Source organism: Flavimobilis soli, assembly GCF_002564025.1.
In the GTDB taxonomy this organism is placed as follows: Bacteria; Actinomycetota; Actinomycetes; order Actinomycetales; family Cellulomonadaceae; genus Flavimobilis; species Flavimobilis soli.
Map to the genome: position 1 here is coordinate 1,568,543 of NZ_PDJH01000001.1, position 20,458 is coordinate 1,589,000.

Below are 20,458 nucleotides of genomic sequence, written 5' to 3' on the forward strand. Positions count from 1 at the left end.
CGAAGAAGAGAGCGATCACCATGGCACCACGTTCATCCCGCCGCACGACGGCGGCCCTCGCAGCCGCGGGCGTCCTCGCCCTCGCGCTCACGGCCTGCTCCTCGGGCGCGACGGACACGCCGTCCAAGCCCGCAAGCGGCGCCTCGTCGGCCGACGGCGGCAAGCTGTCCGGCAAGATCACCGTCTGGGCGTGGGAGCCCACGCTCGAGGCCGTCGTCGACGCGTTCGAGAAGAAGAACCCCGGCACCGAGGTCGAGCTCGTCAATGCGGGCACCGGCAACGACCAGTACACCGCGCTGCAGAACGCGATCGCTGCCGGCTCCGGCGTTCCCGACGTCGCGCAGGTCGAGTACTACGCCCTGCCCCAGTTCGCGATCTCCGGCGCGCTGACCGACCTCGCGCCGCTCGGCGCCGGCGCGCTCGACGGCGTGTTCACCCCGGGCCCGGAGGGCGCCGTGACGGTCGGCGAGCAGGTCTTCGGCCTGCCCATGGACTCCGGCCCCATGGCCCTCTTCTACAACGAAGAGGTCTTCAAGGAGAACAAGGTCGAGATCCCGACCACCTGGGACGAGTACCTCGAGGCCGCGCGCACGCTCAAGAAGGCGGGCGTCTACATCGCCAACGACACGGGCGACGCCGGCTTCACGACGTCGATGATCTGGCAGGCCGGCGGCAAGCCGTTCACCGTCGACGGCACGACGGTCGGCATCAACCTCGCCGACGAGGGCTCCGCCAAGTTCGCGGGCCTGTGGCAGACCATGATCGACGAGGAGCTCGTCGCCCCGATCAGCTCGTGGAGCGACGAGTGGTACCAGGGCCTCGGCAAGGGGACCATCGCGACCCTGACGATCGGCGCGTGGATGCCCGCCAACCTCGAGTCGGGCGTGCCCGACGGCGCAGGCAAGTGGCGCGTCGCGCCGATGCCGCAGTGGTCCGCGGGCGCAGCGGCGACCGCAGAGAACGGCGGCTCCTCGCTCGCCGTCCCGGCGGCGACGAAGTCCGCCGAGCTCGCCTACGCGTTCGTCGAGTTCGCCAACGCGGGCGACGGCGTGCAGATCCGCATCGACGGCGGCGCGTTCCCCGCGACCACGGCCGAGCTCGGCTCGGACGAGTTCATCTCCAAGGAGTTCGAGTACTTCGGCGGCCAGAAGGTCAACGAGGTTCTCGCGCAGTCCGCGCAGGACGTCGTCGCCGGTTGGCAGTACCTGCCGTTCCAGGTCTACGCGAACTCGATCTTCAACGACACGGTCGGCCAGGCGTACGTCGGCAAGGGCTCGCTCGTCGACGGCCTGAAGTCGTGGCAGGACGCCTCGCTCGAGTACGGCGAGCAGCAGGGCTTCACCGTCTCGAAGTGACGAGCCAGCGCCGGTCGGGGCTACCCCCGAGGCCCCGACCGGCGCCTCCCCCCACCCACACCCGACCCCCATCCTCAGCAAGGAGCACATCGCCATGCCCACGTTCGAGATCGGCGCGGAGGCATTCCTCCTCGACGGCCGGCCGCACCAGGTCGTCTCGGGAGCGTTGCACTACTTCCGCGTCCACCCGGACCTGTGGGCGGACCGCATCCGCAAGGCGCGGCTCATGGGGCTCAACACGATCGAGACGTACGTCGCGTGGAACTTCCACTCGGGTCGTCCGGGGGAGTTCCGGACCGACGGCGCCCGCGACCTGGGGCGCTTCCTCGACCTCGTCGCCGCCGAGGGCATGCACGCGATCGTGCGGCCCGGGCCGTACATCTGCGCCGAGTGGGACAACGGCGGGCTCCCGGCCTGGCTGTTCGCCGACGGGAGCGTCGGCGTGCGGACGGCCGAGCCGCGCTTCCTCGCGGCGGTCGCCGACTACTACGCGCAGCTCCTGCCCGTCGTCGCGCAGCGCCAGATCACCCGCGGCGGACCCGTCCTGCTCGTCCAGCTCGAGAACGAGTACGGCGCGTACGGCGACTCGACCGACTACCTGACCCGGCTCGAGGGCCTCATCCGGTCGAACGGCATCGAGGTCCCGCTCATCACGTGCGACCAGGCTGACGACGAGATGCTCACGCGCGGCGGGCTCCCGCACGTGCACCGCACCGCGACGTTCGGCTCACGCACGACCGAGCGCCTCGAGACGCTGCGCCGCCACCAGCCGACCGGCCCGCTCATGTGCATGGAGTTCTGGAACGGCTGGTTCGACTCGTGGGGCGAGCACCACCACACGGCCACCGCCCAGCAGAACGCGAGCGACCTCGATGCGCTCCTCGCCGCGGGCGGGTCCGTCAACTTCTACATGTTCCACGGCGGCACGAACTTCGGCTTCACGAACGGCGCGAACGACAAGGGCACGTACTGGCCGATCACGACGTCGTACGACTATGACGCGCCGCTCAGCGAGCACGGCGCCGTGACGCCCAAGTACCTCGCGTTCCGCGAGGTCATCTCGCGCTACGTGCCCGTCCCCGACGAGCTCCCCGCGCCACCGCCGCCGGGGCCCGAGCTCACCGTCGACCTCGACCGGACCGTGCCGCTCGCCGACGTCCTCGACCTGCTCGGCGAGGAGCAGACTCACGACCACCTCCCGACGCACGACGAGCTCGGCCGCTGGAGCGGCTTCGTCGTCTACGAGACGGACGTCGCCGCGGACGACGCCGTCGTGAGCTTCGCGGAGGTGCGGGACCGCGCCGTCGCGCAGCTCGACGGGCAGCCGCTCGGCGTGCTCTCCCGCTCCGAGGGCTCTCGCTCGCTCACGCTCCCCGACCGTGCCGGTCGGCTGCGCCTCCTGGTCGAGGACCAGGGGCGCGTCAACTATGGGCGCCGCCTGGGCGAGGCCAAGGGCCTGCTCGGGCCTGCGCGCACCGCGCGCCGCACGATCGACGCGTGGCGGACGCGCGGGCTCGACCTCGACGAGGTGAGCCCGGCTCTCGCGACGGCGCTCGACGGCGGCAGCGTCGGCGTCGGCCCGGTACCAGGGACGACGTTCGCGTCGGGACGCTTCGACACGGTCGCGGGCCGCGACCACTTCCTCCGCCTCGACGGCTGGACGCGCGGGCTCGTGTGGCTCAACGGGACGCTGCTCGGACGGTTCTCGGCACAGGGCCCGACCCGCACGATGTACGTGCCGGGACCGCTCGTGCGCGACGCGCACAACCACCTCGTCGTCCTCGAGCTGCAGGGGGCGGAGCACGGCACCGTACGCTTCGTCGCCGAGCCAGACCTCGGTCACACCGAGCGCTGAGCGTTCGTCGCCGCGTCGGGCGCGTGGGTCACCCGCGCTCGACGCGGCGCGTGACCACGCGCCATGAGAGCGCGAGGCCGACGACGACCACGACCCCGACGACCGCGCCCGCCATCCTGCCGAGCACGACGTCGAACGCCAACGAGGTCGCGCCACCCATGAGGAGAGCTACGACGCCGAGGCTCACGCGGGCGAGCCGGTCTCCCATCGACACGAGCGACGGCTTGACCTGCCGCTGGAACACCGCGCGGTGCACGCTCACCGGTGTCATGAGCAAGCCCATCGCGGCGATCCCGAGGGTGACGAGGACCAGGTAGAGACCACGCTGGTATGCGTCGAGGTCTCCGAACCGCCCCTGGAACGGAAGCACCAGCAGGAAGCCCGTGAGGATCTGCACACCGGTCTGCAGGATGCGCAGCTCCTGGAGGTGCGGGCTCTTGCCCCAGCGGGCGGAAGGTCACGGGGTGGCGCAGGCTGGGAACAGGACCTGGACGGCCCGTGCCGCTGGCTCGCCGTCGTCCATCGACGATCCGACGGGGGCCCGTCCATGAGCCAGAGCACCATCGCCGCGACCTTGCGGCTGCCCGCGCCGCAACCTCGCGGTCCCGTGAGCGCGGCCGTCCTCGACGCGCTGCGGACCGGCGCCGCGGACGCCCCGGACAGCCCGGTGCACGGCCTGACGTCGCGCGCGATCGACGAGGCCGTGGCGACCGGCGACCTGCTGCGCGACGACGACCTGCAGCTCGCGCTGTTCGTCCTCCAGGAGCTGCACTACCGCGGCGTCGACGGCGTGGACGACGACCGGGAGTGGCAGCCGGGCGTCGTCGCGCTGCGGCGTCTGCTCGAGGGGGCGCTCGAGCAGGAGCTGCGCGACCGCGTGCCGCTGCCCTCGCTGCCCGCACCGCACGCCCCGGACGTGGCCGCCGCGCTCTTCGCCCTCACGGCTGCGGACCAGGGGCCCAGCCTCTCCCGGTACGCAGCGCGGCACGCGACGCTCGAGCAGCTCCGCGAGATGCTCATGCTCAAGTCCGTCTACCAGCTCAAGGAGGCGGACCCGCACACGTGGTCCATCCCGCGCCTGACCGGGCGCGCGAAGGCCGCGGCGGTCGAGATCCAGGCGGACGAGTACGGCGGCGGCCACCTCGGGTCGATGCACTCCGAGCTGTTCCGCAAGTCGATGCGCGCGATCGGCCTCGACGACTCGTACGGCGCGTACGTCGACCATGCGCCCGGGATCACGCTGTGCGCGTCGACGTTCATGTCGATGTGCGGCCTGAACCGCCGCCTGCGCGGCGCGATCACGGGTCACCTCGCGGCGTTCGAGATGACGTCGTCGATCCCCAACCGCCTCTACGGCGACGGTCTGCGCCGCCACGGCTACGGCGAGGATGCCACGCACTACTTCGACGAGCACGTCGCTGCGGACGCGGTGCACGAGCAGATCGCCGGGCGCGACCTCGCGGGCGGCCTCGCGGAGACCGAGCCCGAGCTCCTCCGCGACATCGTCTTCGGGGCGGCGGCGTGCCTGTTCATCGACGGTCTGGCCGCGGTGGACCACCTCGACGCGTGGAATTCCGGCCGCTCCGCGCTGCACGAGGTCACGCCGTGACCGGCAGGACCAGGGACGACGTCGAGATCACCCTCTGCCCGGACGGCCCCCTGCTCGTCCGCGGCCCCGTCCGCCTGCTGACCGGCGACGACCGTGAGGTCGGCCGCACCCGTTCTGCAGTCGCGCTGTGCCGCTGCGGCGGCTCCGCGATCAAGCCGTTCTGCGACGGCACGCACAAGGTCAACGGCTTCACCACGGCCGACTGCCCGACCGAGGGCGCGTGACCTGCGAGAAGCCCTGACGATCCGTGCCCGCACGGCGCACACCCCGTGCTGGCGGGCTCAACCGATGGAGGAACGATGCGTGCACTGACCTGGCAAGGAACCGAGAAGGTCTCTGTCGAGACCGTCGACGACCCACGGATCGAGGAACCGACCGACGCGATCATCTCGGTGACGTCGACGGCGATCTGCGGCTCCGACCTGCACCTGTACTCGCTGCTCGGCGCGTTCATCGATCGCGGCGACATCCTCGGTCACGAGGCGATGGGGATCGTCGAGGAGGTCGGGCCCGGGGTGACGAACCTCACGGTGGGGGACCGCGTCGTCGTGCCGTTCAACATCTCGTGCGGGCACTGCTGGATGTGTACGCAGGGCCTGCAGTCGCAGTGCGAGACGACCCAGGTCAAGGACCAGGGCAAGGGCGCGGCGCTGTTCGGCTACACGAAGCTGTACGGCCAGGTGCCCGGCGGGCAGGCCGACAAGCTCCGCGTCCCGCACGCGGACTACGGCCCGATCGTCGTCCCGGACGACGGCGCCCCGGACGAGAAGTACCTGTTCCTCTCCGACGTGCTGCCGACGGCCTGGCAGGCCGTCGAGTACACGGGCATGAAGGCGGGCGACACGGTCGCGGTGCTGGGCCTCGGGCCGATCGGCCAGATGAGCGCCCGCATCGCCAAGCACCGCGGCGCGCGCGTCATCGGTGTCGACCTCGTGCCTGAGCGGCTCGCCATGGCCGCGCGGCACGGCGTGGAGACGCTCGACCTGCGCGAGCTCTCTGGCTCCGACCAGGTCGCCGAGGCGATCCGCGGGCTCACCGGCGGCCGGGGCGCGGACGGTGTCGTCGACGCGGTCGGCATGGAGGCGCACGGCTCGCCCGTGAGCCACGGCGCGCACCGCGCGATGATGCACCTGCCCGACGCCGTCGCCGCAGCCATGATCGAGAAGGCGGGCTTCGACCGCCTCGCCGCGCTGCACGCCGCGATCGGCGCGGCACGTCGCGGCGGCACCGTCTCGGTGTCCGGCGTCTACGGCGGCGCGGTCGACCCGATGCCGCTCATGGAGATCTTCGACAAGCAGCTCACGATCCGCACCGGCCAGTGCAACGTGCGCCGCTGGGTCGACGACCTGATGCCGCTCGTGACCGACCCGGCCGACCCGCTCGGCGTCCTGGACCTGCGCACGCACCGCCTGCCGCTCGAGAGCGCGCCCGAGGCGTACGAGATGTTCCAGAAGAAGGAGGACGGCTGCATCAAGGTCGTCCTCGACCCGCGCCTGCCTGCTGCGGACGGCGCGCGGTGAGGGTCGTCGTCCTCGGCGCGAGCGGGAACGTCGGGTCAGCCGTCTTGCGGGCGCTCGCGGCCGAGCCGCGCGTGACCGAGGTGGTCGGGGTGTCGCGCCGGCACCCGGGTACGGCGGAGCCGTTCGCGGGCGTCGAGTGGCACCTCGCGGACGTCGGCGAGCCGGGCGACGAAGCTGGGCTCGTGCGGACGCTCGCGGCTGCGATGGCGGGTGCGGACGCCGTCGTGCACCTCGCGTGGCAGATCCAGCCGAACCGTGAGCGCGACGCGCTGCGCCGCGCGAACGTGGCCGGGACGGCCCGGGTGCTCGCGGCCGTCGCGGAGGCGCGCGTGCCGACAGTCGTCCTCGCGTCGTCGGTCGGTGCTTACTCGCCGGTGCACGACGACGAGCTACGTTCCGAGGACCACCCGACGGCTGGCGTGCCGACGTCGCACTACAGCGTCGACAAGTCCGCGCAGGAGCGCGTCATCCAGGAGTTCGCGGCGGCCCACCCTGAGACGGCGGTGTCGTGGCTGCGGCCGGCGCTGATCTTCCAGCGCTCGGCCGGCGCGGAGGTGTACCGGTACTTCTTGGGGCCGCGCGTGCCGCGCGCGGCGCTCGCGCACGGCGCGCTCCCGGTCCTGCCGTGGCCGCGTGGCATGCGGCTGCAGGCGGTGCACTCGGACGACGTCGCGGACGCATACGTGCGCGCTGCCGTCCAGGGCGCACGGGGCCCGTTCAACATCGCTGCACCGGACGTCGTGCAGGCGGACGACGTCGCGCAGATCTTGGGCGCCCGCGCCACGGTCGAGGTGCCGCACCGGCCGGTGCGGATCGCGATGGACGCCGCGTGGCGCAGCTGCGTGCTCGCCGCAGACCCGGGGTGGCTCGACATGGGTGCGTCGGCGCCGCTCATGTCGACGCGACGGGCGCGTGAGGTGCTCGGCTGGGAGCCGCACCACACCGCGCAGGAGGCGATCGAGGAGATCGTCGAGGGCATCCGCGCCGGGGACGGCCTCGTGACGCGCGGGCCGATGCACCGCATCGGTACGACGCCGGGGCAGGCCTGGCAGGCGATCGCCACGGAGGTCACGGCTCTCGTGCGGGCGCACGCGAGCGCGCTCGCCTTCGCGTGCACCGCGTGCCTGGGCACGCCGGTCGGCGAGGATGCTGGCATGGGCACCGTGATGGACCTGGCGCAGGGCCTCGAGGAGGAGCGCGAGCAGCTCGTCACGCTCGCGGACCTGGCCGGGCTGCCGGTGGTCCGCCGGCGGGAGTCGGTGCGCAGCCCGCGCCTGCGCGCCGCCCCCGCGAGCAGGCTGGCCGCCGCAGCAGAGGCGGTGGCGAGCACCGCGGGCGTCTGGCCGGTGCTCGTCGAGCGGGCGACGGATCTCGGGCTCAACCGTGAGGTCGTGGCACGGCAGGCTGCGCTCTCCGCGACGCGGGTCTCCCGCCTGTCGGACCTGGCCTCGCGGGCCGGCGCGACGGCGTCGGACGGCTGAGGGGCACGCCGTCGGCGGTCCAGCGTGCGGGCGTGCGTGTCCCGGCGCACGCTGGGAGAGGCGGATCCACCACCTTCAAGGAGGACGCATGGCTCTCGTACCGACCCCGGCCGAGCTCGTCTCGAGCCTCGAGGAGTCGCACGCGCTCGACGGCGCGGCCTCGGTCGTCGAAGGGATCGCCCTCGCGGCCCACCCGTCGGCGACGGAGCGCGACGTCGCACAAGGCGCGCCCGTGGGGCACCCCGTCCACGCCGCGCTCTCGGACGTCCCGGTGGGCACGTGGATCTCGAGCGTGCTGCTCGACGTCCTGCACCCGCGCGACGGTCACGCGGCGCGCACGCTGCTGGGCGTCGCCGTCGTCTCGAGCCTCCCGACCGCCTACCTCGGTCTCGCCGACTACCTGCGGCTCGACCGGTCCCAGAAGCGGGTCGCGACCGTCCACATGGCCGCGAACAGCGGTGCGCTCGCGCTCGGCGTCGCGTCCCTGTGGGCGCGCCGGTCCGACCCGACGAGGGGGAAGCTCCTCTCCTTCGCGGGGGCGTCGCTCCTCGGGGCGGGCGGCTTTCTCGGCGGGCATCTCGCGGCGCGCCTCGGCCCGCCGGAGGAGAGCCCCGAGCGCGCGTCGTCGGGCCGCCCGCTGGGCCAGCTCGCGACGACCGACGAAATTCCTGACTGACGGGCCCGGCCCGGTGATGTGAGGCGGGTCTCGCCCCGCACCCGGACGCGGCGCAGGGCGGCGCCGCTAAGGTATCGTCGGGCGGCGCGATCGAGCGAGGGCTCTCGCGCCGCCACCCCCTTGGACGGAGACCTCTGTGCCCGCTTCCCCGACACCCGAGCCGCGCGACGCCGCTCCCGAGCAGTCCTCGACCGGCGCACCTGAGGCGGACGCCGTCCACTCCGTCGCCGCCGCGCTCCGGTCGCCGCGACGGCTGCGCACGGAGGTCTTCGCCGGTCTCGTCGTCGGGCTCGCGCTGATCCCCGAAGCGATCGCGTTCTCGATCATCGCGGGCGTCGATCCGCGGGTCGGGCTGTTCGCGTCGTTCACGATGGCGGTCGCGATCGCGTTCCTCGGCGGTCGCCCGGCGATGATCTCTGCGGCGACCGGGGCTGTGGCGCTCGTCGTCGCGCCGGTCGCGCGCGAGCACGGGCTCGACTACCTCGTCGCGACGATCATCCTCGCGGGTGTCATCCAGGTGGCGTTCGGGCTGCTCGGCGTCGCGCGTCTCATGCGGTTCGTGCCGCGCTCAGTCATGGTCGGATTCGTCAACGCGCTGTCGATCCTCGTCCTGCTCGCGCAGCTCCCGCACCTCGTGGACGTCCCGTGGGCGGTCTACGCGCTGACCGCCGCAGGCATCGCCATGATGGTGCTCATCCCCCGCTGGACGACGATCGTCCCGGCGCCGCTCGTCGCGATCGTCGTGCTGACGACGGCGGTCGTGGTCGCGGGCATCGACGTGCCGGACGTCGGCGACGAGGGCGCCCTCCCCGAGTCCCTGCCGACGTTCGGGCTGCCGCACGTGCCCCTCACGCTCGAGACGTTCGAGATCATCGCGCCGTTCGCGCTCGGGGTCGCGCTCGTCGGTCTCCTGGAGTCGCTGCTGACCGCCAAGCTGGTCGACGACGTCACGGACACCCACTCGAACAAGACGCGCGAGGCGTGGGGCCAGGGCGCCGCGAACATCATCACGGGCCTGTTCGGCGGCATGGGCGGTTGCGCGATGATCGGCCAGACGATGATCAACGTGAAGGTGTCCGGCGCCCGCACCCGCATCTCGACGTTCCTCGCGGGCGTGTTCCTGCTCGCGCTCGTCGTCGGGCTGGGCGACGTGGTCGCGGCCATCCCGATGGCCGCGCTGGTCGCGGTGATGATCATGGTGTGCGTCGCGACGATCGACTGGCACTCGGTCCGTCCGAGCACGCTACGACGCATGCCGCGCAGCGAGACGGCGGTCATGCTCACGACCGTGGTGGTGACGGTGTGGTCGCACAACCTTGCGTACGGCGTCGTCAGCGGGGTGCTCGTGGCGGCGGTGCTGTTCGCGAACCGCGTCTCGCACATGACGTCGGTGACGCACGTCGACGCCGCCGACGGCGAGACGCGCGTGTACACGGTGCGCGGCGAGCTGTTCTTCGCGTCGTCGAACGACCTCGTCTACCAGTTCGACTACGCGAACGGTCCGCGCCACGTCGTCGTCGACATGTCGAGCGCGCACGTGTGGGACGCGTCGACGGTCGCGACGCTCGACGCGATCACCACCCGCTACGAGGCGAAGGGCGCGACCGTCGAGATCGTCGGCATGAACCCGGACAGTGCGGCGCGGCACGGGCGACTGTCAGGGACGCTCGGTTCCTGACCTGTTCACCGCTCATGGCGGGCGCTAGCCTCGGCGCATGGACAGCTCCGAGGTCGCCGCGTACCGCCGCGGGCAGGCCGCCAACCTGCGGCTCGCCGTGGTCGGCCGCTACCTCTTCGTCGGCCTGTGCACGGGCATGGGGGCCGGGGCCGTCGCTGGCGCGCTGCTCGACCAGAGCGACTCCGAGTGGTTCGGCGTGCTCATGACGATCTACGCGGTCGTCGCCGGTCTCGTCGGCCTCGTGGTGGGTGGGATCCTCGCAGTCGTGGCGTTGCGGCTGCCTGCGCCCCTGACCGCGCGAGCGCGAATGTGGCTCACGATGGTGCCTGTCTGGGCCGCGCTCGTCGCAGTCTGGTTCCTCGCGCAGGACAGCGCTGCGGGACGGGGCCCCGTCGCCGTGCTGACGGTCGCCACGATCACTGGTGGGGCGTCGTTCTTCCTCACGCCGTGGTGCATCGCGCCGTTGCGCGAGCTGCGAGAGCACGGGGGACGCCATCCGCGCTGACGCCTCCCAAGCGTGTCAGGCGCCGCGGGCGGCCCGCTCGAGGAGCTGGTGCGCTTCCGTTCCCTCGGGGAAAAGGACGTCGATGCGAGCGGCGCCCATGCCGAGCGTCGCGCGCATCGTCTCGCGGTACCTCGGGTCGGGGGCGATCTCGATCGTGTCGAGCAGGCCGAGCGGGACGATCAGGCGGGACGTCGACATGACGGGGGCGCGTCCGCGGACGACCCAGGCGTGGCGGCCGTAGACCTCGAGCGTGCGGTCGTCGGCGGACAGGATGGCGGCGTGCAGGGTCGCGGGCGAGAACGCCCGGACGATCGCGTGGAAGGGTGCGGTGATCACGGTCGCGTGGCGGCGCACGTCGCGGCGGGAGTGCCCGGTCCACGGTGCGAGCTCGGGGTGGGCGCGTCGGATCTCGCGGACGTGGCTGGCGAGCGACTGGTCGTCGCGGCCGAGGTCGAGCGCAGCGACGGGGTCGGCGGTCGCGCGACCTGCGCGCAGCACGGCGGCGCCCCGCTGCGTCGGGGCGCCGGTCGTGACGTGGGCTCGGAGCAGCTCGACGAGGCGACGGACGTTGTCACGTGAGGAGCCGTTGTAGGGGACACTCACAGCGTTCCCGGAGCGGGTCGTCACGGTGACGGTGCCGTCGAGGATGCTGACGGCGTCGCGGACCGCGACGATCTCGTCGTGCCGCACGCGGACCGTGTCGTAGCCGCGGTCGCTCCGCACGCCGGCGCGGCGGGACAGCATGGTGAGGGCCGTGGCGTCGACGACCACGAGGTGGTCGTAGAGGTCCATGTCGGGGTGGGCGTCGCGCCGCGCGATGTTGCGCGGGAACTTGAGCACGAGCTCGCTCGCGTCGAGGTCGAGCGGGTGGTCACGGTAGAGCGGCGGCACCTGGTCAGGAGTCTCGACGACGTCGATCCACGGTCCGAACAGGTCGAACTCGCTCGTGCTTGCCTGCGTGGACGTCATGGCTCTCCCTCGGGCTGGTCATCAGCGGTGATGACGGCCGCCGCACGCGCTCGTCGCGTTCGCCGGTGTGCGTCTGAGCCTAGCTGTGTGTCGTGTGTCCGAGTGGCGCCGCCAGCCGCGGACTTGATAGGCAGGTCCGATGATCTCGACGCGACTGGCCACGCTCGCCGACGTCCCTGCCGCTGCACGCACCCTCGCTCTCGCTTTCGCAGACTATCCGTGGACGCGCTGGTCCGTGCCCGCGGAGGACCACGACGCTCGGCTCGAGGAGCTGCAGGCGCTGTATCTCGCGCACGCGGTGGGCTGGGGCGTCGTGCTGGTCGACGACGCGGTGACAGCGGTCGCGGCGGTCCTGCCGCCCGACGCACCGGCCCCGTCGGACGAGGTGCAGGCGCGGGTCGCGGAGCTGCACGGGGACCGGCTCGAGCGGCTGCTCGGCGTGGCGAAGCCGGAGCGCCCCGAAGGGGCGTGGGACTTCGCGACGCTCGGTGTGCGCCCGGACCGTCGGGGTGCCGGGCTGGGGTCTGCGGTGCTCACGGATGCGCTGACGCTCGTCGCGGAGCGTGCTCCGGATGCACCGGTCGCGCTGGAGACGTCAGACGTGCGCAACGTCCGCTTGTACGAGGGGCACGGGTTCGCGGTCACCGCGCACACGGACGTGCCGGACGGCCCGGACGTGTTCTCGATGGTGCGCGCACCTGCTCGTTGAGCCCGGTGCCTCTCGGCCCTGACGGCTCAGGCGCAGGCGACGCAGCGCCGGGCGGTGGGCCGGGCGCGGAGCCGGTCGAGCGGGATGGGCTGCCCGCAGGCCTCGCAGACGCCGTAGGTGCCGTCGTCGAGCCGGGCGAGCGCCGCGCTGATCTCGTCGAGGGCGTCGTGGGCGCTCTGGGCGAGGGCGTCGACCTGCGAGCGTTCGAAGGCGATCGTGGTGCCTTCGGGGTCGTGCTCGTCGTCGACGTTGGCGTTGGCGGCGGCGTCGACGATGTCCTGGAAGGTGCGGGCGTGCGCGCCGAGGCGCTCCTCGGCCTCGGCGCGGCGGGCGAGCAGCGCGGTGCGCAGCTCGGCGACGGCGTCGGCCTGGAGCACAGGTGGCCTCAGTTGAGCGCGCGCGTGCTGGTCGGGATGGCGCCGTCGGCGTAGAGGCTTGCGGCGACGTCCTGCAGGGCGGTGAGCGCGACGCGCTGTGTCATGGGTCCGTAGGAGATGCGGCCGACGCCGAGCGCCTCGTACTCGGCGGCGGTGAGGGCGCCGGGCAGGCCGATGACGGAGACCTTGCGCTCGCCGATGCCCTCGACGAGCTGGCGGGTCACGTCTGCGTCGAGGACGCCGGGCACGAAGATGATGTCGGCGCCTGCGTCGAGGTAGGCGCGGCCGCGCTCGATCGCGTCGGCGACCTTGTCGGCGACGGGCTTGTCGCCGCCGCGCACGAACGCGTCCGTGCGGGCGTTGAGCGCGAACGGCACACCCTCCGCCTCGCCTGCGGCGACGATCGCGGCGACGCGATCGGCAGCCTCGGTGACGGGGACGAGACGGTCCTCGACGTTCGCGCCGACGACTCCGACGCCGATCGCGCGGCGGGCGGTCTCGCCCGGGTTGTCGTAGCCGTTGTCGAGGTCGGCGCTCACGGGCACGTCGCCAGCGGCCTCGACGATGCGGCCGACCATGTCGAGCGTGATGTCGAGCGGGATGTCGCCGTCGCCGTAGCCGAAGGTCGCGGCGATCGAGTGACCGGCGGTCGCGAGCGCCTTCGTCTCAGGAAGCTCGAGCACAGCCTTCGCGGAGATCACGTCCCACACGTTGACGACGCGCAGGATCTCCGGCGCGGCGTGCAGCTCGCGCAGGCGACGAGCGCGGTCGGCGACGGACAGGGACGCAGGGCTCGTGTTCGCGGTCATGCGGCCAGGCTAGCCCGGCCCGCAGACACCGGCCCGTCCGCCCACGTGCCGTCTCAGAAGGCCGGACGGCCGCGGCTACGCGAGCAACGTCTCCCCGACGAACCCGCCCTCGGCGCAGCCGGGCGGGATCGCGAAGACGGCGGAGCCGATCGGCGTCGTCCACTCGTTGAGCAGGTCGAGCTCGTCGAGTCGCCGCTGCAGCGGCACGTACTGCGCGTCGACGTCCGCCTGGCAGGCGATGAACACGAGCCCGGAGGCGGAGATCTCCTCGCCGCGCGGCGCGTCGTCGTAGTTGTAGGAGCGGCGGAAGATCCGCTCGCGCGGGTCGTCCGACCGCGCACGGCGCACGTGGGAGAACTCGGGGATGACGGGAAAGCCGAGCGGTGTGGTCGCCTCGAAGTCGGGCTCGTCGTGCTCCTGCGTGCCGGTCAGCGGCGCACCGTTGGCCAGGAGCCGGCCGACGGACTGCTCGCGCCCGTCGCGGTCCAGCTTGTCCCACGTGTCGAGGTTCATCGCGATGCGCCGCACGACCATGCTCGTGCCGCCCGCGAGCCAGCCGTCGCGCGACCACACGACCTCGTCGAAGTCCGCAGTGCCCGGCTCGGGGTTGACGGTGCCGTCGACCTGCCCGAACAGGTTCCGCATCGTCGTGGTCGACGCCTCGGAGCCCCGAGCGCGCCGGAACCCGGCCTGGGTCCAGCGCACGGTCGCGAAGCGGCGGGTGTCCTTGAGCAGCATCCGCACGGCGTGGGCGACGGTGAGCGCGTCGTCGGCCGCGACCTGGAGCAGCAGGTCACCGTCGCTCCACGCGTCGTCGAGACGGTCGATCCCGAAGGCCGGGAGCGGCCGCAGCCACGGCGGCGCCACGGCGGCGGTGCGCCGCACGAGCTCCGGCCCGAACCCGAACGTCACCGTGAGCCGTGCGGGCACGACGGCGAGCTCAGGCTCCGAGTCCGCGAGCGCCGACCGCCCCTGCGTGAGGCGAGCAGCGTCGTCGGTCAGCAACCGCATCATGCGACGCAGCGCGTCGCGGTCGGTCTCGGGGCGCAGGTCGAGGGCGACGAGCGTCGCGCACGACTGCGGCGGCGTCGTCGCGATCCCGGCCTGGTGCTCGCCGTAGAACGCGACGGTGTCCCCGCCGTGCAGCACCTCGTGCGGCTCGGCGCGGGTGGCCGTGGGGCCCGACGTCGTCGCGCGCCGCGTCAGCGCGTCCGCCCCGACCGCGACGACAGCCCCGGCGCCAGCGACCGCGCCTCCCAGCAGGACCTGGCGGCGGCTCAGCCCGATGCGCCCCGTCTCAGGCGTCTGCCCGCGTGCCATCAGTGGCCGTCCGTCTCCATGTTCTCGCCGTCGCCCTCGTAGGTCTCGTTGGCACCCGAGTAGTCCTTGACCGGGACTGACGCGTCGACGGTGGTGCCGTCGTCGAGCGTGAGGGTCAGCTCGACCTCGTCGCCGGCCTGCAGGGGCCCGGCGAGGCCCATGAGCATGAGGTGGTTCCCACCGGGCGCGAGACTCAGCGACTGCCCTGCCGCGACCGTGAACCCGCCTTGCTTCTCGCGCATGACCATCTGCCCGGCGTCGTCCTGAACCGTCTCGTGGAGCTCGGTCGACGTCGCGGCGGGCGTGCTGACGGACACGACCGTGACGTCCGCGCCCGTCGAGTTCACGAGCTCGCCGAAGGCCGCCGACATGCCCGACTCAGCGGCCTTGACCCAGCCGTCCTCGAGGACGACCGTGGCGGCGCTGGGCCCGGGCGTCCCGATCGACGACGCCGCGGGTCTCGGGTCACCCGCATCGCACGCGGACAGCGCGAGCACCACCGCGAGGGCGGCGACAGAGGACAGGGCACGACGGACGGACATCACTTCTCGTTTCTCATCGGGGCTCGGTTCAAGGCTGGCGGCTGCGCGCCCTGCGGCGCGTCACGTGCAGGACGACGTAGATCCCCAGCGCGATCACCGCGCCGACGGCGGCGACCAGGACGGTGCGCAGCGGGCTGGCGGGCTCGGCGCCGGGGGCCTGCGGGTCGGCACTGGTGGTCTGTCGTTCGGCGACGTCCGTGGCCTGGGCTGCGGGCGCCGGCGCGGCACTGGTGGACGGCGCGCTCGTCGACGACGCGCTCGGTGTCGCAGCAGCAGGCGCCGGCTCGGATCCACGTGACGCCGTCATCCCCGACGGGGACCGGTCCCCGACCTGGAACGGCACGGTCCCGGAGACGGGGTGCCCGTCGGCAGAGACGACGCGCCACCGCACGGTGTACGCACCGTCCGGCAGGTCGGGCGCGAGCGGCACGGTCAGCGCGGCCCCGTCGAGGACGGGCGCGCTCGCAGCCCAGTCCTGGCCTGCGGCGTCGGCCACGACGACGGTCGTCCCGATGTCCATGAGCTCGCCGGAGAACGTCAGTCGGACCTCGGCGGGCACGTCGTCGAGCCGCTCACCTGAGGCCGGGACGCTGTCGACCAGCTGGTCGTGAGCGATTGCCACACCTGCGGAGCAGAAGAACGCGACGACCGCGAGGGCGAGGGCGGCCAGGGAGCGGCGGACGAGGCGCCTCGGCGACGTAATCACGCGCCACCACACAGCCCAGACATGTCAGCCACGTTATCGATCCAGGTCAGCCCGCCGCTATGACGCACGGCACTCCCTCCAGGCCGGGCGGCCGGCAGGCTCGCTAGCCTGGACCTGCGCGGCCGTCCTGGCGGTAAGGCCATACACGGGTCGGCCCCTCGGGTCCGAGAAGGTCAGGAAGTAGACCCCGGTGTGGCGCCGCGCCCGACCCGGGCTCCGGGCTCCGGGCTCCGGGCTCCGGGCTCCGGGCTCCGGGCTCCGGGCTCCGGGCTCCGGGCTCCGGACATAGCAAAGACCCCCGCCGACCGATGGCCGCGGGGGTCTGCTCGCTGTCTCAAACGAGTGCGCCCGGAGGGATTCGAACCCCCAACCTTCTGATCCGTAGTCAGATGCTCTATCCGTTGAGCTACGGGCGCGTGGTCACCGCTTGGGCGACCTCGAAGAGCATACCCGCAGCGAGGGCCGGATGCGAAATCGGCGAGGTCATGGCTTCGATCACATGCTCGCGGCCGGGGAGAGCCGGGTACGTCGAAGGGCCCCGGTCTGCTGACCGGGGCCCTTCGGAAGCGGAGACGGAGGGATTTGAACCCTCGAACGGGTTGCCCCGTTACCACCTTAGCAGGGTGGCGCACTAGACCTGACTATGCGACGTCTCCAGGCCCGCACAGCCTATCCGAGCATGAGCCCCGGGCAAAACCGGCTGCTCACTAGCGTTCGAACATCCATCCGCGGTCCGTGAGCATGCGTCCGACCGCGAGTCCGATGGCGAGCGCGATGACGATCAGGCCGGCGTCGACGGCGTAGCCAAGGGCCATCGTCGACGCGCGGTCGTTGAGGTAGTACACGGCGCGGTACGCCGTCGCGCCGGGCACCATGATGACGACCGCCGGCACGTACACGGTCACGCGCGGCACGTCGATCGCGGGCGCGACGACGGCGGTGATGAGCCCGACGAGGCACGCCGCCATCGCGGCGGCCGCCTGCGGCGCGAGGCCCTGCTCGACGACGCTGATGCGCAGCACGTTCGCAACCATGCCGATCGTCGCGGCGCTGAGCGCCATCGGGAAGGGGCTGTTGAACATGAGGGCGAACCCGAGCACACCGAGGAAGCTCGCGACGAGCCGCAGCCCGAGCAGCAGGCCGGCGGCCATGTCGGGCGGCTGCACGACGTCGGGCGTCACCCCCGCGAGGGTCGAGACGCCCCACACGGCGAGCGCGGCCGACATGAGGATCATGACGGCGTACGTCAGCCGCGCGACGCCCGCCGAGTAGTCGAGCTTCGCGAGGTCGAGGGCTCCCGTGACGAGCGGGAAGCCCGGCACGAGGAACAGGACGGCAGAGACGTACCCGGCCTCGTGGCCGCCCCACCCGGCGACCGTCGAGTCGAGCACCATCATCAGGCCGAGGTACATGAACGACGCGAGGCACGCGGCGAGCATCGTCACCGCGAACTGGTTGAGTCCCTTGTGCAGGAGGGTGCGGCGCAAGAGCTGGCCTGACCCGGCCGCGAGGAACACGCCCGCGCACTCGACCGGTCCGCCGTTGTTGAGGAACGCGAACGCCGCGCACGCGACGGCCGCGAACAGCGCGTTGGCGAGGCTCCCGTACAGCAACGGCTTGGACGCGATCCGGTCGACGCCACGCTCGAGCTCCTCGACCGTCGTCCGCTCCGGGAGCGCGGAGACGTACCGCTCGATCTCCATGAGCCGGTCGGCGTTGACGCCGATCGACCGGACCTCGGTCACCTCCGTGCGGAAGATGGGGCCGCGGTGCGACGTCGCGGTGATCTCCGTGAGCGTCACGTGCGCCTCGTGCCGCGCCATGCCGAGAGCGCGCGCCGCGCGCTGCATCGTCGCCTTGACGCGGTAGCTTCCCGTGCCGGCCGAGAGGCTGAGGCGGCCGAGCCGCAGGATCGCGCCAGACTGTCTGATGAGCCCGACCGGTTCGAGCTCGTCCTCTGTCACGGGGGTGTTCACCGGGACATCATCCCTCGCACGCCTCCCGGGGCGCGGGACCAACCTCCCGCCAGCCGCGCCGGGAGCCCCGCTACGCATTCTCCGCGCCTTGGGACTTCGCGCCGTCGGGCACCGCGCGCAGCACGACGACGCGCCGCGAGGCACCACGCTCAGCGCGGCGCCGCGCCGTTGGACTCCGCGCAGCGCGACGACGCACCGTTCGACGCCGGACCAGCACGACGAAGGCCGCGCCCGTGGGCGCAGCCTTCGACCGTGGCGGAGGGCGAGGGATTCGAACCCCCGGTCCCTTGCGGGACAACGGTTTTCAAGACCGTCACATTAGGCCGCTCTGTCAGCCCTCCTCGCGGCACATTCTGCCACGCAGGAGCCGCCGCTCAGACCCACCAGGCGTCGTCGCGACCAGGGCTCACGACCTCGAGCGCGTACATGCGCGCGAGGCGCGCAAGATCCCGCTCGTACGTGACGAGCGTCGTGATCTCGTGGTTCACGACGGCGAGGCCCAGGTGCAGCGCGTCGAACGGCCCGAGGACGGGCGTCACGAGCGGCGACACGGTCATCGCCTGGTCGGGTATCCGCAGCAGGTTCAGGCGGCGCGCGAGCTGACGCGCCGTCTCGCGCGCGTCCGGCCCCAGCGGCGCAGCCGTGGTGCGCAGCTGCGTCAGCGCGATCTGCGTGACCCCGACATCGGGCTCGTTCTCGTCCAGCCACGCCTGCCAGGCGGCCGCCTCACGGACGACGGCGGGGTCCTCACCCGGGAGCGGCTGGTACGAGTCGTCGATGACGGACAGCCGCAGCGCTGATCCGTCGACGAGAAACACGGCCACCTCCGTCGCGCGCGGGCCCTTCCCGCAGACGGGACGAATCTACCCGAGACGACACCGGCCGGGGCCGTCAGGGACGGCCCCGGCCGGGGACTGCTGTGCGCGGAGGCTCAGGCGGCGCGCAGGCGCGCCATCGCGAGCTGGACGAGCGAGATCAGCGTCTGCTTCGTCGCCGCGCGCGAACGCGCGTCCGTGTAGAGCATCGGGACGTGCGCGGGGACCTGGAGGGCCTCACGGACGTCCTCGAGCCGGTGCTTGGCAACGCCGTCGAAGCAGTTGACGCCCACGACGAACGGGATGCCGCGCGACTCGAAGTAGTCGATCGCCGGGAAGCACTGCTCGAGGCGGTCGGTGTCGACGAGCACGACGGCGCCGATCGCGCCACGGACCAGGTCGTCCCACATGAAGAGGAAGCGGTCCTGGCCGGGGGTGCCGAAGAGGTACAGCCACAGCGAGCTCGAGAGCTCGATGCGACCGAAGTCCATGGCGACCGTCGTCGTCGTCTTGCGGTCGGTCACGCCACCGGCGTCGTCGACGCCGACGGAGTGCTCGGTCATCGCAGCCTCGGTGTTGAGGGGCTCGATGTCAGAGATGGAGCCGATGAACGTCGTCTTGCCCACTGCGAAGCCACCTGCGACGACGATCTTGACGACCGTAGGGGCGGGGGCGTGCGGCGTGCCGGACGCGGACTCAGAGGGAGGAAATGCCATTGAGAACACTCTCCAACACGCTCAGGGACAGGGCAGGGTTCTGGTGGCCAGGCTGGCCGTGACCCGTGTGGACGTTGACGGGCGCCGCGGTGTGCACCTTGATGTAGCCGTCGTCGGCAAGGTCAGCGATGACGACGCGGACCACGCCGATCGGCATGCGCAGGAGAGCGGAGAGCTCCGCGACCGAGACGTAGTTCAGCGCCGCGTGGCGGATGATCTCGCGCTTCTCGGGCGTCAGACGCGTTCCCGTGACGGCACCCGGCATCGCCTCGACCAGCGCCTCCAGCGGGAGGTCGGACGTAGCCGACCGGACGCGACCGCCGGTGACTGCGTAAGGCCTGACGGTCGAGCTCTCGTACTCGTGACCGTCGTGCGAGCTAGACATGTGAATCTCCCTCAGCCGAGAAGACGAGTCGCACCGTCGACAGGAAGGTTGCCGCGCATCTCGGTGATGAGCTGCGGAGTCAGCGTCGCCTCGGTGCGCGAGACGAGCAGTGCCATCTCGTAACCGATCAGGCCGACGTCGCAGGTGGACTCTGCGACCGCAGCGAGCACGGAACCGTTGGACACGTTCATGAGGAACAGGAACGCGTCGTCCATCTCGATGATGGACTGGCGGACGTTCCCGGCCTCGAGCTGGCGCGCGGCACCGCGCGTCAGGCTGGACATGCCGGACACGATGGCGGCGAGCTGGTCACCGGAGGTCCGGTCCAGGTTCTCCGACATCGCCATGAGCAGACCGTCCGCAGACACGACGAGCGTGTGTCGGGTGCCGGCAACTGTCCTGACGAAGTTGTCGAGCAACCACCCGAAGTTGGTTGCCTCAGTACTGATGGACAC

22 protein-coding genes and 3 tRNA genes are annotated in these 20,458 nt (G+C 72.1%); 10 read left to right on the plus strand and 15 right to left on the minus strand.

The genetic code is table 11. From position 1 onward, the window contains the following. The first annotated feature begins 20 nt into the window (after positions 1–20). Entirely contained in the window at positions 21–1,355 is a 1,335-nt protein-coding gene (locus tag ATL41_RS07120) for an ABC transporter substrate-binding protein (protein WP_098457856.1), read from the plus strand. A 94-nt stretch (positions 1,356–1,449) separates the two neighbouring features. Next, entirely contained in the window at positions 1,450–3,210 is a 1,761-nt protein-coding gene (locus ATL41_RS07125; RefSeq protein ID WP_098457857.1) for a glycoside hydrolase family 35 protein, read from the plus strand. 28 nt (positions 3,211–3,238) lie between these two features. Here the strand turns inward: ATL41_RS07125 and ATL41_RS07130 are convergent, their stop codons facing one another. Further along, positions 3,239–3,628, minus strand: coding sequence for a DUF6328 family protein (locus ATL41_RS07130; RefSeq protein WP_219810409.1), 390 nt, complete (start codon positions 3,626–3,628; stop codon positions 3,239–3,241). Positions 3,629–3,757: 129 nt separating this feature from the next. On the opposite strand from ATL41_RS07130, the gene ATL41_RS07135 reads away from it, so the two are divergent. From ATL41_RS07135 to ATL41_RS07165, 7 genes are all read left to right on the plus strand, one after another. Then, the gene (locus ATL41_RS07135; protein WP_098457859.1) at positions 3,758–4,819 is read left to right on the plus strand and encodes an iron-containing redox enzyme family protein; all 1,062 of its coding nucleotides are present in this window, start codon (positions 3,758–3,760) and stop codon (positions 4,817–4,819) included. Beyond that, complete coding sequence (locus ATL41_RS07140; RefSeq protein WP_169924511.1) at positions 4,816–5,043, plus strand: CDGSH iron-sulfur domain-containing protein; 228 nt, start codon at positions 4,816–4,818, stop codon at positions 5,041–5,043. Before ATL41_RS07135 ends, ATL41_RS07140 begins: the two co-directional genes overlap by 4 nt. Positions 5,044–5,118: 75 nt before the next feature. After that, positions 5,119–6,339: a zinc-dependent alcohol dehydrogenase gene (locus tag ATL41_RS07145; protein WP_098457861.1), complete on the plus strand. Its 1,221-nt coding sequence runs from the start codon at positions 5,119–5,121 to the stop codon at positions 6,337–6,339. Continuing rightward, positions 6,336–7,820: an NAD-dependent epimerase/dehydratase family protein gene (locus ATL41_RS07150; RefSeq protein ID WP_098457862.1), complete on the plus strand. Its 1,485-nt coding sequence runs from the start codon at positions 6,336–6,338 to the stop codon at positions 7,818–7,820. Before ATL41_RS07145 ends, ATL41_RS07150 begins: the two co-directional genes overlap by 4 nt. Positions 7,821–7,908: 88 nt before the next feature. Beyond that, positions 7,909–8,496: a DUF2231 domain-containing protein gene (locus tag ATL41_RS07155; RefSeq protein WP_098457863.1), complete on the plus strand. Its 588-nt coding sequence runs from the start codon at positions 7,909–7,911 to the stop codon at positions 8,494–8,496. Between the two features lie 136 nt (positions 8,497–8,632). Then, entirely contained in the window at positions 8,633–10,174 is a 1,542-nt protein-coding gene (locus tag ATL41_RS07160) for a SulP family inorganic anion transporter (RefSeq protein WP_098457864.1), read from the plus strand. Positions 10,175–10,211: 37 nt separating this feature from the next. Then, positions 10,212–10,679, plus strand: a complete 468-nt coding sequence (locus tag ATL41_RS07165) for a hypothetical protein (protein WP_098457865.1) — start codon at positions 10,212–10,214, stop codon at positions 10,677–10,679. A 15-nt stretch (positions 10,680–10,694) separates the two neighbouring features. On the opposite strand, the gene ATL41_RS07170 is transcribed toward ATL41_RS07165, so the two are convergent. Continuing rightward, on the minus strand, positions 10,695–11,648 hold the full coding sequence (locus tag ATL41_RS07170; RefSeq protein WP_098457866.1) for a hypothetical protein: 954 nt from the start codon (positions 11,646–11,648) through the stop codon (positions 10,695–10,697). Positions 11,649–11,787: 139 nt separating this feature from the next. Here ATL41_RS07170 and ATL41_RS07175 point away from each other — a divergent pair, with 139 nt between their 5' ends. Further along, positions 11,788–12,357, plus strand: a complete 570-nt coding sequence (locus ATL41_RS07175) for a GNAT family N-acetyltransferase (protein ID WP_098457867.1) — start codon at positions 11,788–11,790, stop codon at positions 12,355–12,357. 26 nt (positions 12,358–12,383) lie between these two features. Here ATL41_RS07175 and ATL41_RS07180 read toward each other — a convergent pair whose 3' ends face one another. The 13 genes from ATL41_RS07180 to ATL41_RS07240 all read right to left on the minus strand — a co-directional run bounded on the left by ATL41_RS07180 (position 12,384) and on the right by ATL41_RS07240 (position 20,458). Beyond that, a complete protein-coding gene (locus ATL41_RS07180; RefSeq protein WP_245854673.1) occupies positions 12,384–12,734 on the minus strand; it encodes a TraR/DksA family transcriptional regulator in 351 nt (116 codons plus the stop codon). A gap of 8 nt (positions 12,735–12,742) precedes the next feature. Next, entirely contained in the window at positions 12,743–13,543 is an 801-nt protein-coding gene (locus ATL41_RS07185; protein ID WP_098457868.1) for an isocitrate lyase/PEP mutase family protein, read from the minus strand. A 75-nt stretch (positions 13,544–13,618) separates the two neighbouring features. Then, the gene (locus tag ATL41_RS07190; RefSeq protein WP_098457869.1) at positions 13,619–14,863 is read right to left on the minus strand and encodes a Dyp-type peroxidase; all 1,245 of its coding nucleotides are present in this window, start codon (positions 14,861–14,863) and stop codon (positions 13,619–13,621) included. After that, positions 14,863–15,405, minus strand: a complete 543-nt coding sequence (locus tag ATL41_RS07195) for a copper chaperone PCu(A)C (protein WP_098457870.1) — start codon at positions 15,403–15,405, stop codon at positions 14,863–14,865. Before ATL41_RS07195 ends, ATL41_RS07190 begins: the two co-directional genes overlap by 1 nt. Before the next feature lie 28 nt (positions 15,406–15,433). Further along, complete coding sequence (locus ATL41_RS07200; protein WP_169924512.1) at positions 15,434–16,111, minus strand: copper resistance protein CopC; 678 nt, start codon at positions 16,109–16,111, stop codon at positions 15,434–15,436. 343 nt (positions 16,112–16,454) lie between these two features. Continuing rightward, positions 16,455–16,527, minus strand: a tRNA-Arg gene (locus ATL41_RS07205). 151 nt (positions 16,528–16,678) lie between these two features. Further along, positions 16,679–16,767, minus strand: a tRNA-Ser gene (locus tag ATL41_RS07210). 51 nt (positions 16,768–16,818) lie between these two features. Further along, positions 16,819–18,087: a threonine/serine exporter family protein gene (locus tag ATL41_RS07215; RefSeq protein WP_245854674.1), complete on the minus strand. Its 1,269-nt coding sequence runs from the start codon at positions 18,085–18,087 to the stop codon at positions 16,819–16,821. Between the two features lie 253 nt (positions 18,088–18,340). After that, positions 18,341–18,428, minus strand: a tRNA-Ser gene (locus tag ATL41_RS07220). Positions 18,429–18,461: 33 nt separating this feature from the next. After that, the gene (locus ATL41_RS07225) at positions 18,462–18,905 is read right to left on the minus strand and encodes a hypothetical protein (RefSeq protein WP_098457873.1); all 444 of its coding nucleotides are present in this window, start codon (positions 18,903–18,905) and stop codon (positions 18,462–18,464) included. A 113-nt stretch (positions 18,906–19,018) separates the two neighbouring features. Then, positions 19,019–19,618, minus strand: coding sequence for a GTP-binding protein (locus ATL41_RS07230; RefSeq protein ID WP_098457874.1), 600 nt, complete (start codon positions 19,616–19,618; stop codon positions 19,019–19,021). After that, a complete protein-coding gene (locus tag ATL41_RS07235; RefSeq protein ID WP_098457875.1) occupies positions 19,599–20,003 on the minus strand; it encodes a DUF742 domain-containing protein in 405 nt (134 codons plus the stop codon). Before ATL41_RS07235 ends, ATL41_RS07230 begins: the two co-directional genes overlap by 20 nt. Positions 20,004–20,014: 11 nt before the next feature. Next, positions 20,015–20,458, minus strand: a complete 444-nt coding sequence (locus tag ATL41_RS07240; RefSeq protein WP_098457876.1) for a roadblock/LC7 domain-containing protein — start codon at positions 20,456–20,458, stop codon at positions 20,015–20,017.